12 protein-coding genes and 1 pseudogene are annotated in these 14,959 nt (G+C 50.2%); all 13 read right to left on the reverse strand.

What is annotated here, in order from left to right; genetic code table 11:
* Window positions 1-16: 16 nt before the first annotated feature.
* The 13 genes and pseudogenes from DFR42_RS29940 to adk all read right to left on the reverse strand — a co-directional run bounded on the left by DFR42_RS29940 (window position 17) and on the right by adk (window position 14,888).
* Complete coding sequence (locus tag DFR42_RS29940; RefSeq protein ID WP_211324416.1) at window positions 17-1,732, reverse strand: methyl-accepting chemotaxis protein; 1,716 nt, start codon at window positions 1,730-1,732, stop codon at window positions 17-19.
* A gap of 36 nt (window positions 1,733-1,768) precedes the next feature.
* Window positions 1,769-2,266, reverse strand: coding sequence for a chemotaxis protein CheW (locus DFR42_RS24810; protein WP_110257753.1), 498 nt, complete (start codon window positions 2,264-2,266; stop codon window positions 1,769-1,771).
* A 320-nt stretch (window positions 2,267-2,586) separates the two neighbouring features.
* Entirely contained in the window at window positions 2,587-3,207 is a 621-nt protein-coding gene (locus DFR42_RS24815) for an ANTAR domain-containing response regulator (RefSeq protein WP_110257754.1), read from the reverse strand.
* 241 nt (window positions 3,208-3,448) lie between these two features.
* Window positions 3,449-4,651, reverse strand: a complete 1,203-nt coding sequence (locus DFR42_RS24820; protein WP_110257755.1) for a DesA family fatty acid desaturase — start codon at window positions 4,649-4,651, stop codon at window positions 3,449-3,451.
* Window positions 4,652-4,797: 146 nt separating this feature from the next.
* Window positions 4,798-6,096, reverse strand: a complete 1,299-nt coding sequence (locus tag DFR42_RS24825; RefSeq protein ID WP_110257756.1) for a mechanosensitive ion channel family protein — start codon at window positions 6,094-6,096, stop codon at window positions 4,798-4,800.
* A 72-nt stretch (window positions 6,097-6,168) separates the two neighbouring features.
* On the reverse strand, window positions 6,169-7,476 hold the full coding sequence (locus DFR42_RS24830) for an RsmB/NOP family class I SAM-dependent RNA methyltransferase (protein ID WP_110257757.1): 1,308 nt from the start codon (window positions 7,474-7,476) through the stop codon (window positions 6,169-6,171).
* A gap of 115 nt (window positions 7,477-7,591) precedes the next feature.
* Window positions 7,592-8,197: a phosphoribosylglycinamide formyltransferase gene (gene purN, locus DFR42_RS24835; RefSeq protein ID WP_110257758.1), complete on the reverse strand. Its 606-nt coding sequence runs from the start codon at window positions 8,195-8,197 to the stop codon at window positions 7,592-7,594.
* Between the two features lie 100 nt (window positions 8,198-8,297).
* Window positions 8,298-8,717 (reverse strand): annotated as a pseudogene (locus DFR42_RS24840) (barstar family protein); the annotation flags it as partial.
* A 34-nt stretch (window positions 8,718-8,751) separates the two neighbouring features.
* The gene (locus DFR42_RS24845; RefSeq protein WP_425450905.1) at window positions 8,752-9,126 is read right to left on the reverse strand and encodes a guanyl-specific ribonuclease; all 375 of its coding nucleotides are present in this window, start codon (window positions 9,124-9,126) and stop codon (window positions 8,752-8,754) included.
* A 152-nt stretch (window positions 9,127-9,278) separates the two neighbouring features.
* Entirely contained in the window at window positions 9,279-10,481 is a 1,203-nt protein-coding gene (locus DFR42_RS24850) for a patatin-like phospholipase family protein (protein WP_110257761.1), read from the reverse strand.
* Window positions 10,482-10,743: 262 nt separating this feature from the next.
* Window positions 10,744-11,502 carry a 3-hydroxyacyl-CoA dehydrogenase gene (locus tag DFR42_RS24855; protein WP_110257762.1) on the reverse strand — a complete coding sequence of 253 codons (759 nt, stop codon included), beginning with the start codon at window positions 11,500-11,502 and terminating at the stop codon, window positions 10,744-10,746.
* Between the two features lie 222 nt (window positions 11,503-11,724).
* Complete coding sequence (locus tag DFR42_RS24860; protein ID WP_110257763.1) at window positions 11,725-13,956, reverse strand: sodium-translocating pyrophosphatase; 2,232 nt, start codon at window positions 13,954-13,956, stop codon at window positions 11,725-11,727.
* 275 nt (window positions 13,957-14,231) lie between these two features.
* Window positions 14,232-14,888 (reverse strand): adenylate kinase, encoded by a 657-nt coding sequence (gene adk, locus DFR42_RS24865; protein WP_110257764.1) that lies wholly within the window; start codon window positions 14,886-14,888, stop codon window positions 14,232-14,234.
* Window positions 14,889-14,959 lie beyond the last annotated feature (71 nt).

The following is a 14,959-nucleotide window of genomic DNA, read 5'->3' on the forward strand; positions in this document are numbered from 1 at the left end:
AGCATTGAAAACCAGATCAGAATTCAGCCCATTCCTCTGACTTGATGCCCGCAGCAGCAAAGCGTTTTTTGGGCATGTGTGTCACAGCTTGTACTTTAGTCGTTTTGCCAATCTTATCCAGGCGAATTATCTTGAGATTGCTGACATTTTTTATATCCACCACGTTCGACGGCCCTGTCCAAGCTACTTCATTCAATTTGAAGACGCTGACAAGTTGTGCCAAATGCGCAGCCTGCTCCTGCATGGTCCCCGCTGCTGCGGCAGCTTCCTCAACCAATGCGGCATTTTGCTGCGTTACTGTATCCATTTCAGTGACAGCCTGATTGATCTGCTCAATACCCTGCTCTTGTTCGTGACTGGCTGCGCTGATTTCTTCCATGATGTCCGTCACATGGCGAACACTGGTAAGTATCCCTTCCATGGTTGTACCTGCTTGCAGGACCTGCTTGCTGCCAGCATCCACCTTGCCGACCGTGTCGTTGATCAATATTTTGATTTCTTTGGCTGCGCTGGCAGAGCGATGTGCAAGATTGCGGACCTCTGAGGCAACAACTGCAAAACCACGCCCTTGTTCACCCGCACGTGCAGCCTCGACTGCGGCATTCAGTGCCAGAATATTGGTCTGGAAAGCAATGCCGTCAATAACACTGATGATATCAACTATCTTTTTAGAGGCTTCACTGATGGAGTCCATTGTGTGCACGACGTCGGCCACGACTTGCCCACCTTTAATCGCAGTCTCTGAGGCAGTCTTTGCCAACTGGTTAGCCTGGCGCGCATTTTCTGAATTCTGTTTGACAGTGGAGGTCAGCTCTTCCAGGGATGCGGCGGTCTCTTCCAGCGAACTGGCCTGCTGCTCAGTACGCGAAGACAGGTCAAGATTGCCATTTGCAATTTCACCAGAAGCATTGGCTATTGTGTCAGTACCTGAGCGGACGTTGCTGACAATATTCATCAGCCCTTGATTCATGTCAAACAGTGCCTTTAGCAGCAGACCAGTTTCATCTTTGCTCGTCACTGAGATCTGACTACTCAAATCACCATCTGCAACTTTACGGGCAAGCATCACTGCTTCTTCCAATGGACGGGTAATGCTGCGAGAGGAAAAATAAGCTAACAATATGCTGATAACACTTGCCACCACAGCAAGTATTAAAATCATGGCCTTTGTACTGGAAGCCAATTGCTCGGTCTCTTCTGCTGTTGCGGCCATCAGTGAGGATTGAAATTCAATGAGCTTTTCCAGGGCAGCCATAAATTCACGTTGCGCTGGCCTGACTTGAGCATACAGCAAGTCTAATGCCTGTTCCTTTTTCCCATCTTGCGTCAAAGCCAGGAAGCCAGCACGCAAGGGATTAAATTTTTCTCTTGCATTAATTGCTGCCTGGAGCAATTCCCTGCCTTTAGTCGTGCCGATACTTTTATCCAATGTAGCCATAGACTTGCTGATGATGCCTGTACGTTCCTCAATATTGGCATATTCTTTTTCCAGTGCCGACGCGTCTGTCATGAGCAGGATATTACGCATGTTTCTTGCGACTTCATTTAATTCATCCTTGATCGTCTGGGCCTGTACGATTTTTGGATAACGGTCATTGGACATAATGTCTATGTCAGTGCTCAACTGGGTGACCCGCACAAATGACAGGCCAGTAAGGACAAGCAATAAACAGATAACTACGGTGAAACTCAAACCTAGTTTTTGAGCAATTTTCATATTCTTGATATTCATTTTCATTCCTTCAGATAAGATTAGTCGCAGCAGCAATCAATTGATCGATGCACTAGTCAGCAATTCCAGTTCATTGGCAAGTAAGTGATCAATATCGATCAAAATCAGCATTCGCTGATCTAGCGTACCTATGCCCAATAAATAAGAAGCGGCATCGGCGATATCCTGATGCTGGATCTGGCGTATATCGCTGCTACCAAGAGTCACTACGTCAGCAACCCTATCGACTACTATGCCTACTGTGCGGTCTGTTAAATGAAGAATAATGACGACGGTAAAGTCGTTATAGATGGCTTGGCCAAACTTGAATTTGATACGCATATCAATGATGGGAACGATAATCCCACGGAGATTAATCACGCCTTTCAGGTAGTCCGGCGTATTTGCTATCGTCGTTGTGATTTCATAATTGCGGATTTCCTGTATCTTATGAATATCGATACCAAACTCTTCGGCACCAAGTCCAAAGCAAAGAAATTCATGGCTAAGGCAATTCACATTTGCAGTATCCTGCGGGATGATATTTGTGAACATATCTGCTCCTTTCGATCTGCTCGCGCATTCAAGCGCAAGACAAGAACAAGATTCATGTAATCACGAGGCGGGTAGCCAACGAAAAAACAGAAACTATACGATTAGGGAAGACGGCGGTTCTGGGCCGGTGAAACCGTCAATTTGCCGCAATGGGATGGCGACTACAGACGGTATTTGATGAGACTTTCCATAACGGGGGAATGGTTATGGAACAGGCGCTTTAACTTTCAGGTCAGATTGCCCAGGAAGAATAATAGCCAAAAATTTCCATCAGGCAATCAAGTGAAACAAGATTTAACCATTCTTTTAGACCAGATTATTTATTTGCCGTTGAACAAAACTCTGAATTGGTTGATGGTTTCTTCAGCCCGCAACAACTCATTCGCGACTTCATGGATGGGCCTGCGGTTAGAACGCGCATGGTTGCGCAAGACGTCGAAAGCAACTTGCCGGGAGGACTGAAACTTAGTCATCAACAAACCCACAGCCATGCTGGTTTCACGCCCGGAAGCCAAAGCGGACGTGAGATTGATTTCACTCTTTTTCAGTTTCTTGATTTCATTGGCGCGCGCCAGACTAGCTTCAACGGTAGGAACAATGTTCAATACGTCGACTGGTTTGACCATATAACCTACCGCACCATATTCAACCGCCCGTCTGACGATTTCGGCGTCTGAAGTGGCCGACAGAAACATAAAGGGCACGGAAGTATCTGTACGCAGACGTGATGCCAAGTCCAGACCCGACATGCCCGGCATATTAATATCAAGCAAGGCAATATCTGGTTCCTGCATCAAGATGACATTCAATGCATCTTCACCGCTATGTGCCTGAGTGACTTCGTAATCAGCCTTCTCAAGAATTTTGCTGAGCAGAGTTAGCGTGACCTGATCATCATCGACCAGCAGTATCCTGCTTTTTGTATTAACACTGGCAACCATGCAGGACCTTTCTGGTTAATTAATCTTCAGCACAAATGTCAGGCAGATCGTGAGACTTGCATGGCACAGCTTTACTGTATCAACAAATATGCGAGGCGAAAACACTTAGTTAAGCTGGATAGCAACTTTCCTTACGCTGCCACAATTGTTAACCATCACACGTAACTGTGTAACTGAGAAATTGTAAAAGCGCATAAAAAAAACGGCGCATCAGCACCGTTTTTTTAGAAACAAATCAGTCTTAAGCGTAAGTCCGTAATCTCAGCGAGAATTCACGCAAGGTCTGGATGCCAGATGCCTCGGCACGCACACACCAGTCCTGCAATTGCTGTACCAGTTGCTCGCGACTGACTGTAGAACGTTCCCAGATCAGGCCCAGTTCCACACGCATGTCATGCATAGTCTTCAGGGCGCGGCTATGGGCCAGCACTTCAGACAATTGCTGTTGCTGCGGGGCTTCCAGTTTGGTAGGTTCACGTTGCAGCAATTTCTTCGTTGATTTCAACATCTGCGCTTCAAACATGGCTTTTTCACGCAGGTTTGCCACTTCATCACGCCAGGTACGACGCAGGGATTTTGTGTATTTTGCCATTACATCGTAACGATTGGTAATGACAGCCTGCAGGGTTTCCAGGTCGACGACAGCCTTGATTTCCTTGAACTTGGGTTCTGGTGCCACTTTCTTGACCTTGGCCAGACCGACAATTTCCATACAGCGGATGTACATCCAGCCTATATCGAACTCATACCATTTGGATGACAGCTTGGCTGATGTACCAAATGTGTGGTGATTGTTATGCAGCTCTTCGCCACCAATCAAGATACCAATCGGCAGGATATTGCGCGAGGCATCGGTGCAATCATAATTGCGATAACCCCAGTAGTGACCTATGCCATTGATGATGCCAGCAGCGGTAATTGGTATCCACGCCATTTGCACAGCCCAGACTGTTGCGCCAATCACGCCGAACAGCATGAGGTCAATAATCAGCATCAGTGCTACGCCCTGCCAGCTAAAGCGGGTATAGACATTGCGCTCCATCCAGTCATCGGGTGTGCCATGGCCATATTTCTCCATGGTTTCCATGTTTTTGCATTCTGCGCGATACAGCTCAGCGCCTTCAAACAAAACTTTTTTGATACCACGGGTCACCGGGCTATGCGGATCTTCTTCTGTTTCGCATTTAGCATGGTGCTTGCGATGGATGGCAGCCCATTCCTTGGTGACCTGGCCAGTTGTCAGCCACAACCAGAAACGGAAAAAATGGCTGGGGATGGCATGCAATTCCAGGGCACGATGCGCCTGGCAGCGGTGCAGGAAAATGGTCACGCTGGCAATCGTGATATGTGTCACGACCATCGTGAAGATAAAGACTTGCCAGCCAGTGGCACGGGTCAGGCCATTGGACAGAAAATCAACAGCGGTATCGATAAAAGTGCTCAAAATGACATGTACTCCATTGTTATTGACGGCATCTTGGTTGATTTCGCAAATACGCTATCAACTGTGTTCATTATAGACTTCGGACGGCATTGTACGCGGTTTTAGAGGATTTCCACCAATTTTAGAACTAAAATTATTGCCTGGCTTCAAGTTTCTTTAGCTGGACTGTTAATTAAGGTCACAACCCTGTTCGCGTAGGGTAAATTCACCTTTTGCTCTTGTAAAACCTGCCACAAAGCGAGGTTGACCGCAGACATGACGCTGGAGCGGCCGTTTTCAGGATCAGATATCCAGAAGCCTACCCGCAAATCAAAACCATCTGTGCCAAATTTCAATAAATAAGCTGATGGTGCCGGGTCGGCGCAAACGCGTTCTACTGTCGCTGCAGCCTGGCCGAGCAAAGGCAGTACCGTGTTCAGGTCAGTCTCGTAGCCGACAGTCAAATCTGTCCACATTGCCACCGTACGGTCGCTCAAAGAATAATTTTGCACTGGCGAAGATACCAGCATCTCATTCGGGATGACGGCTTCCCCACCGTCCTGGCCCTGCAACACTGTATAACGGGTATTGATCTGGGTAACCCGGCCACTGAATTTATCGACCGTGATCATATCGCCTATGGACATGCTGCGATCAAGCAGGATGATGAAACCAGACACATAGCTGCTGGTAATTTTTTGCAAGCCAAAGCCCAGACCTACACCAAGGGCGCCACCAAATACCGACAATACTGTCAGGTCTATGCCAACCAGGGTCAGACTGATAAGAATGGCCAGCAAGATCAGCACAGCCCTGCCGACACGGGACAATACAACTTTCAGGGAAGTGTGCGCATTTGGCAAGAGCATCAAACGCGTTTCCAGAGCTGCACTGGCCCACATGGCGACAACCAGGGTCACGACAACCGAAGCCACCGCCTGGAGTATGGTCAGTATGGATACCTTGTTTTTACCTATTGGTAAAAATACCTCATCCAGCCCGGTATACAACTCCTGGCCCAAGCCGGTGAAATGCAATACCACGCCCAGCCAGACCAGGCCGGCGAACAGTTTTTCAAATACAGCGAGGAAATTACCGATGGAACCATTGCGGGCAAAGGTCTGGCGCACCACATAGAAACCAAAGCGTATCAGGGCCAGCGAGCCAATAATCGGAAATAGCAAGGACAGCAAATGCGTATGCTGCCATTTACCTAAAATCATTTTTGCAATCAGAATAAAAATCAGGGCCAGCGCGGGCGAAAGCACGCGGGTAAAACTTTCCACACCCAGCCTGACGACGCCAGAATTAGCGTCAGTAGTGCTGAAGCTGCGCCTGAGCGCACGCGACAAGACCCATGCCAGGCTAAAGCACAAGGCGACTGCCCCTATTTGCCAGTAAAAATCCGGCTGTCCTAAATCCTTCGATAAGTCAGACAATAAACTGGCAAGTAAGGGCGTACTCATAGGGGGTACTTATAGTGCGTACTCGTGGATAAGGAAATAAAAGTTGGTCTTCAGCTCAGGTCAGCGCCAGAATTAATCTTCTTCGGCTTCTGTAGCGACTTCTTCCACAACAACTTTGGCTGGCGCTTTTTTGCGTTCCAGTATCGCGGCAAAGAAACCATCAGTCTGGTGCAGATGCGGGTATAGCTTCAGATAGTCACCCATTTCCAGATCCACTTTTTGTTCAGCCAACACTTGTGAAGCTGGCACCAGTGCATAGTCTGCATGCTCAGCCAGGAATGCCTGGACTATGCCTTCATTTTCTTCATCGAGAATACTGCAGGTTGCATATACCAGACGACCACCCGGTTTCACCATGCGCGCAGCACTGGCCAGGATGGAAGCCTGTTTGACATTCAACTCTGCCACGCCTTCTGGTGTCTGACGCCATTTGACATCAGGATTGCGGCGCAAGGTACCCAGTCCGCTGCAAGGAGCATCGACCAGTACGCGGTCCAGCTTGCCTGCCAGACGTTTGATCTTGGCATCTTTTTCATGCGCGATGACGACAGGATGTACATTCGACAAGCCACTGCGCGCCATACGTGGCTTCAGTTTGGCCAGGCGTTTTTCAGAAATATCAAAAGCGTACAAACGGCCAGTGTTACGCATCAATGCGCCCAGCGCCAGGGTCTTACCACCAGCACCGGCGCAGAAATCCGCCACCATTTCACCGCGCTTGGCACCAACCAACTGGGCCAGCAACTGACTGCCTTCATCCTGCACTTCTATCGTGCCGTCTTTAAACAAAGGCAGATTCTGGATGGATGGTTTTTTGCGTACGCGCAAACCCGTGCTTGAATACGGTGTAGGCTCGGCGATGATAGGAGCCTGTGCCAATGTCGTGATGACGGTTTCGCGATCACCTTTGATAGTGTTGACGCGCAAATCCAGCGGTGCCGGAGTGTTGAGCGACATGGCCAGTGCCAGGGCATCTTCTTCACCAAAGCGCTCCAGCAATTTTGTCCACAGCCATTCTGGCAAATTGGCCTTCATCATCAAAGGCAGGTGCGTGCGGTCAATTTCCATGACGCGTTGCAGCCAGGCGGTTTCATCTTCCGTCAAACCACCCAGGGAATCGACACCAACCGCATCAGCCAGGCCCAGCAGGCTGAGGCGGCGCATAGGTGAACCTATGCCAGACTCAGAAAAATTGGTGTAGACCGCTTTATTGCGCAGCAATCCATAGACAGCCTCCGCAACCACGCCACGTTCACGTGAGCCCAGGCGTGGGTGATCACGGAAATAACGCGACAAAGTGCCATCTGCCGGGCCGGTAAAACGCAAAATCTCACGTAATACTTCTTCGGTATTGACGAGTATGGCTGGAGGTAATCTCATGCTGCTTCCTTCTAATATGCTGATATGGCCCGGACGGGCCTTGTTACTATTTTTACTATGTAATACGGATAAAAACCGCTTGAGCGGTTTTACTGATGCTGGCTAACCTGGCTTATCAGTTACTGATATGAACACGGTTGCCATCGATACGCAATTTACCTTCGACAAATTGCAATACGGCGCGCGGATAAATCTGATGTTCTTGTTCAAGTACGCGGTGTGACAGCGTGTCTTCGGTATCATCGCCAAGCACAGGCACGACTGCCTGGGCGACGATAGGGCCATGATCCAGTTCGGCAGTCACAAAATGCACGGTGACGCCATGCACTTTGACACCAGCATCAATCGCCTGCTGATGCGTTGCCAGACCGACAAAACTAGGTAACAGGGATGGATGGATATTCAACATCCTGCCCGCATAATGCTCGACAAACCCTGCCGTCAGTATGCGCATGAAACCAGCCAAAACCACCAGATCAGGGGTAAATTCATCTATCTTTGCCTGCAATGCGGCATCAAATGCCTCACGCGTGGCAAATTGCTTGCTGACTACGACTGCAGTTGGAATACCGCGACTGGCGGCATATTCCAGACCACCAGCATCAGCACGGTTACTGATGACAGCCGCGATTTGCGCAGGCCATTGCTGCTTTGCAGCGGCTTCAACGATGGCTTGCATATTGCTGCCACGACCAGAAATGAGGATAACAATCTTTTTCATGGCGGCATTGTACCGCTGACAGGGGTCTAGCCCCAAATAAAAATGCCGATAATTACTTACCGGCACCTATTATACAGACTATTAAAACACCATCGAAATACTATTCGAAAGAGTAAAACACGCGGAAAGCGACTTTTCTGTCCGCCCAGAAATCTGCCGCGTCGCGGAAAACGTCGAGCAGGGTTTCACGCGCTTCCTTGTCAAATTTTTGCGTATTTGGCAATTGCTCAAGCACAATCAGAAAGCCGGGCTGTGGCCCTGCCTTATAAATCATGTCGGTCAGGCAGTCTGACAAGGCATCCAGATTGCGGCACATGGGTTTGGGGAAGCCAAAAGACAGGGCGATCTTGCCCACCACCTGCTGTTTGGTGGCCGCTTCCAGGCAATAGGCATACAGGAAATGCTGGCCGAGCTTGTTCGCCTCAGCCTGCAAATCCTGAACGCGAAAAGCCCGTATGGATTGCACCAGGTTTGACGGCACCGTTGCCAATAAATCCATTTCCCCCTCGATTGCTGAGATCATATTTACTCTTTAATAATTTACTCTTTAAGATCTATTCTTTAATCCTGCGAAAACTCTCATAGTGGTCTTCGGTGTAATAGTATTCACCTGAAGTCTGAGGGTCTGCTCCGGCAATAATGCGGCGCACGCCACGATTACGGGCGCGCGGTGTTTTCACTGTATACTCATGATAATAACCACGCTTTTGCTTCGGTAATCTGGATTCATAATTACCGAACACCACACCATCCTTGTCATAAGGAAATGGCCCGCCCTGCTTGATCAGTTTCAAGGTAGTTTGTGCTTCTTTAGGCAATTCGGTAACAGCAATCTTGCCCAGATTATTAGTGTCTTTGGCAAAACTGCTTACAGCCAGAAAAGCAAGCGCCAGGAATACCAGCCATTTTTTGAAAAATGTTGGATTTATCATTATTTTGTCTATCCGCACATGCTTGAACAGGGCATAGATTAACGGTTTGTCGATGATGAATCAACCACTGTTGCAGATGTTACAATGTAGCAAGTCAGCTAGCTGTTTCATTCACAACAAAGATGCTATCCAGCAATAATTCCTGAGCATCAGGCAGGTCGCACCGCCGTATCAACGCCAAAGAAATGCAGGACATCATCCATTCTGGCACGGGTATCGCGCCGCCCAAGAGCGATTAATTCCTTGGTATAGGTAGATTCAAACAACAGATAAGAAGCCAGTGCCGACCCACGTGCCTCGGTCGCGCCTATGCCACCCAGCATGGTGCGCACAGGCAAAGGCAGGCTATTGGTATGACGGCTGGCAATTTCATCCAGGCGCTCAGATGGCGCAATGACCAGCAAGTCCACTGGCCGCAATGGTGTTTTTTCCAGCAACTCTGGCGGCAGCATGGACAAGGTCTTGTTGATGCGCATCAGCCTCTCTATATCCACAGCCAGGCTGTCAAGGAAAATGCTGGACAAGGCATGACCGGCAATTTGCGCCAGACTGGGGTATCTGGCCGTCTCGGTATTGACGCTGGGTGGCTCAGTCAAGCGCCCTGCGCCTACGATCAAGACTTTTTGTGCTCCCAGATGAATGGCTGGTGAGATGGGTGCGAGCTGGCGCATGGAACCATCACCGCAATACTCCATACGCCCGCCCCAGTTCAGTGGCACGGCCGGAAAGATAAAAGGGATGGCAGCGGATGCCAGCAAATGTTGGACACCAATAAAATCACGCTGCGCAAGGCGCTGGCTCCTGACCCAGGGCTCAATATCCGCCAGGGTCTGGTAAAAGGTCAGATGCTGGCCAGCGGTATAAGAAGATGCCGTGACTGCCAGTGCATGCAGGCTGCCATTGCTGAATGCAGCATCCAGACTACTCAAGTCCAGCATGCGGGTCAGCAGTGCTTCCAGCGGAGAATTATCAAGCAATGAGTTGGGTGGCGCCTTGCGCCATTTATTCAGCAGCCAGCCAAATGACCACAGCGTTAGCCAGCGTGCGCCACTACGCATGACCCCCAGAGAATCCGCCCGGTACACTTGCGCCGCTTCGAAATTTTCCCAGATATGCAGCATGCGCCCGACTGCATCAGCAAAATTATCAGCGCCACAAGCGAGCGAGGTGGCATTGATCGCCCCAGCCGAAGTACCGCAGATAATGCCAAAAGGATTGCTGGCAGGATGCCAGCCAGACTCCACCAGTATCGCCGAGATTTCATGAAGCACACCAACCTGATAGGCCGCACGCGCCCCACCGCCAGTCAAGATCAATCCTGTTCCCGCATTATTACTCGTTTGTGTAGGCATAAAAAAAGGGCAAATCCAGATTTGCCCTAGTGTAGTAGCCCCCTAGCAATTTGTCATGCTGCACGGCACAGTGAAAGAATCATGCTCTGCAAATACAACAACCATCCTGAATCGCATGTTCTGCTCTCAACATACTGAGGCGCGTGAAGCGTTGAGAAAGCGTAGCGAGCGGCCTTAGTTTTAGTTAAGAAGCGCAACCGTACTTTAGTACGGTGAGCATCGCAGGCTAAAAATAAGGTCGCGCAGTAGCTTTATCAACACTTCACTTGGGTTGCATGCGTATGGCTCCGTCTAAGCGGATAGTTTCCCCATTCAACATCACATTCTCAATAATCGACTTGGCCAGATTCGCATACTCATCCGGTTTGCCCAGGCGAGGAGGAAACGGCACCATCTTGCCCAGCGCATCCTGCACTTCTTGCGGCATGCCCAGTAGCATGGGTGTTTCAAAAATGCCAGGCGCAATCGTCATGACGCGGATGCCGCTGCGTGACAGATCACGTGCCATAGGCAAAGTCAGGCCAACCACTGCAGCCTTGGAGGATGCATAAGCTGCCTGACCAATCTGGCCATCATAAGCAGCAACCGATGCTGTATTGATGATGACGCCGCGTTCACCATGTTCCGCAGCTTCTGTCTTGCCCATGGCATCTGCTGCCAGACGGCACATATTGAAAGTACCGATGAGGTTGATATTGACCACGCGCTGGAATACATCCAGTGGATGCGGGCCATCTTTGCCCACTGTCTTGATGGCAGGAGCAACACCGGCGCAATTGACCAGGCCGCGCAGAGTACCCAGAGAAGCTGCCGCCTCGACGACTGCTTTGCCATCGGCCTCGGCAGTCACATCGCATTTGACAAACTTGCCACCCAGCTCAGCGGCCAGCGCCTCACCTGCTTCTACCTGCACATCAGCCAGCACGACCTTGCCGCCATTGGCAACGATCATTTTTGCAGTAGCTGCGCCCAGACCGGAAGCACCGCCAGTAATAATAAATACATGATTTTGAATTTGCATGTTTGTCTCTCCAAGCTATTGTCTATAAGCACATTAATCGGATTGTAAGGGTGGCATTACCTACCCCACTATTACGTCACTACATCATTACGCTATGACGTTTACGTAAACGTCACATCCTTCTATTGTAGCGAATATTCATGTCCGGGCAAAAATAAAAAAGTGGCAGCGATATATATTCGCTGCCACTTCTGTATTACTTTCTTTCAGACAGGCTGCTGCTTATTTGCTGGCCGACGTGGACGAAGTAGCAGATGCCGGATCAGCCATGGCCGGAGGCGGTGGCACCTCTGCCGGACTTGACACTGCAGATGCGACGGGTGCGGCAACTTTGGCTGAGGCAGAGGATGCTGATGCTGGCGGAGCAGCAGTCTGTACAGGCTGGCTAAGATGACTACCGGCTGCGCTTGTCGGTCCTGCTGCTGGCAGCAAGGGCACCAGCAATAGTGCCACGATATTGATAATCTTGATGAGCGGGTTGACTGCGGGGCCAGCCGTGTCCTTGTAGGGGTCACCGACAGTATCGCCAGTTACAGCAGCCTTGTGTGCTTCCGAACCCTTGCCACCAAAATGACCATCTTCTATATATTTCTTGGCATTGTCCCAGGCACCACCGCCGGTAGTCATGGAAATGGCGACAAACAAACCAGTCACGATAGTCCCCATCAACAAACCACCCAGTGCTGCTGGCCCCAGCAACAAGCCAACCACGATGGGTACGATAACAGGCAAAAGTGAAGGAATGATCATTTCCTTGATGGCAGAGGTCGTCAGCATATCGACAGCCTTGTCATACTCAGGCTTGCCCGTACCGTCCATGATGCCCTTGATCTCTTTGAACTGACGGCGCACTTCGACCACCACGGCACCGGCAGCACGACCCACAGCTTCCATCGCCATCGCACCGAACAAGTAAGGAATCAGGCCGCCGATGAACAGGCCGACAATGACTTGCGGATTGGACAGGTCAAACGATGTACTCTTGCCGACAGAATCCAGTGCGTGGGTGTAATCAGCAAACAGTACCAGTGCAGCCAGACCTGCGGAGCCAATTGCATAACCTTTGGTGACTGCCTTGGTGGTATTACCAACGGCATCCAGAGGATCAGTAATGGCCCGTACAGATGCAGGCATTTCCGACATCTCTGCAATACCACCGGCATTGTCTGTGATAGGTCCATAGGCATCGAGCGCGACGATAATGCCAGCCATGGACAGCATGGAAGTTGCCGCAATCGCGATGCCATACAAGCCGGCAAGATGATAGGAAACCAGGATGGCGACGCACACAGCCAGTACTGGCCAGGCCGTCGATTTCATCGACACCCCCAGACCGGCAATGATGTTGGTGCCATGACCAGTAGTCGATGCCTGTGCCACATGTTGCACGGGTGCGAAGTCTGTGCCAGTGTAATATTCAGTGATATAGACCATCAGGCCAGTGAGCACGATACCCACCAGGGCTGAACCCATCATCTTCATGCGCATGGCTTCATCAGGCCAGACTTGCCAGGTCACGACCGCAAACCCTATCAGCGACAAACCGGCAGCCCACCACAAACCTGTGTACAGAGCAGACATGATTTTCTTGCCTGGCTTGGCTTTCACCATGGAGCAACCAACGATGGAAGCCAGGATGGAGACTGCGCCCAGCAACAGCGGATAAACAATGGCAGCAGTGACATCGCTGGTGATCACCAGCGCCCCCAGCAACATGGTGGCAATCAGGGTCACTACATAGGTTTCAAACAGGTCAGCGGCCATGCCTGCGCAGTCACCGACATTGTCACCGACATTGTCGGCAATCACGGCCGGGTTACGCGGGTCATCTTCCGGGATACCGGCTTCGACTTTACCAACCAGATCGGCGCCAACGTCCGCACCCTTGGTAAAGATACCGCCACCAAGACGGGCAAAGATGGAAATCAACGATGCACCAAAAGCCAGACCGATAAGGGGCTTGATGACATCATGCTGTGTCAGCTTACCGCCAGTAGCACCGCAAACCAATACCCAATAAAAGATAGTCACGCCCAGCAAACCCAGGCCTACCACCAGCATGCCGGTAATAGCGCCACCGCGGAAGGCTACGTCGAGTGCTTCATTCATGCCCTTGGTCGCAGCCTGTGCAGTCCTGACATTGGCCCTTACCGAGACATTCATGCCAATGAAGCCGCAGGCACCTGACAGCACCGCACCGATCAGGAAACCGATGGCAGTAATCAGACCAAGACCAGGGATTGCGGCGACGACGATGAACAGCACCACGCCAACGATGGCAATGGTGCGGTACTGTCGCGCCAGATAAGCGGCAGCGCCCTGTTGAATGGCTGCGGCAATTTCCTGCATACGCGCATTGCCAGCATCCTGTTTCAGGATCCAGCTACGCGATATCAAACCATATAGTACGGCAATGACTCCACATGCAATGACAAACCAAAGACTTGCTGTCATGTTGACTCCTCCAATGTTATAGGCATGTTGGCCTTGTTGGCACATGCATTTTTTTAACGACAAAGTGAAACAACGACAATTCTTCATTTTCCAGACTTTGATGCCAGACTACCTTGCATCAAATGACAAAAATGAATCCTGCACACTGCGAAACTTTTACGTAGCCCATATTTTTGGAGAAATCTGGCTGGGGCTTAGCCGTACTTAATAGCTTGCTAGCTTGGTAACTTGATAGCGATAAAAAAAGCGGACAGTACAGTCCGCTTTTTACTTACTTATTCGGACAGCGCCGCAAATGCGCTGTCGCGGATGGACTCTACCGGTCCGACGCCAGCTATCTTGCGATACTTGGGTGCGCCTGGCTGGCCAGACTTGGCCCAGTCGCCATAATAAGACAGCAATACTTCAGTTTGCTCGTGATAGACAGACAAACGCTTCTTGACGGTTTCTTCCTTGTCGTCAGGACGTTGTACCAGTTCTTCACCTGTCACATCATCCTTGCCTTCAACTTTTGGCGGATTGTATTTGACATGGTAAGTACGGCCAGAACCCGGGTGAATGCGACGGCCACTCATGCGGTCGATGATGGCTTCATCCGGCACATTGATTTCCAGTACATAGTCTATCGTTACGCCAGCATCTTTCATCGCATCGGCTTGTGGCGTGGTACGTGGGAAACCGTCGAACAGATAGCCATTGGCGCAGTCCGGCTGAGTCAGCCTGTCCTTGACTAGACCGATGATGATGTCATCTGATACCAGTCCACCGGTGTCCATGACTTTTTTTGCTTCCAGACCCAAAGACGTGCCAGCAGCAATAGCGGCACGCAACATATCACCAGTAGAGATTTGAGGAATATTGTATTTTTCTTTGATATACGTAGCTTGTGTACCCTTGCCGGCTCCCGGCGCTCCCAACAAAATAAGACGCATGTTAAATTTCCTAAGACGAGTTTGAATTTTTTCTGTATGTATTATCAAATCATGCCAAGCATTGTTTCATT

The organism is Undibacterium pigrum (genome assembly GCF_003201815.1).
In the GTDB taxonomy this organism is placed as follows: domain Bacteria; phylum Pseudomonadota; class Gammaproteobacteria; order Burkholderiales; family Burkholderiaceae_D; genus Undibacterium; species Undibacterium pigrum.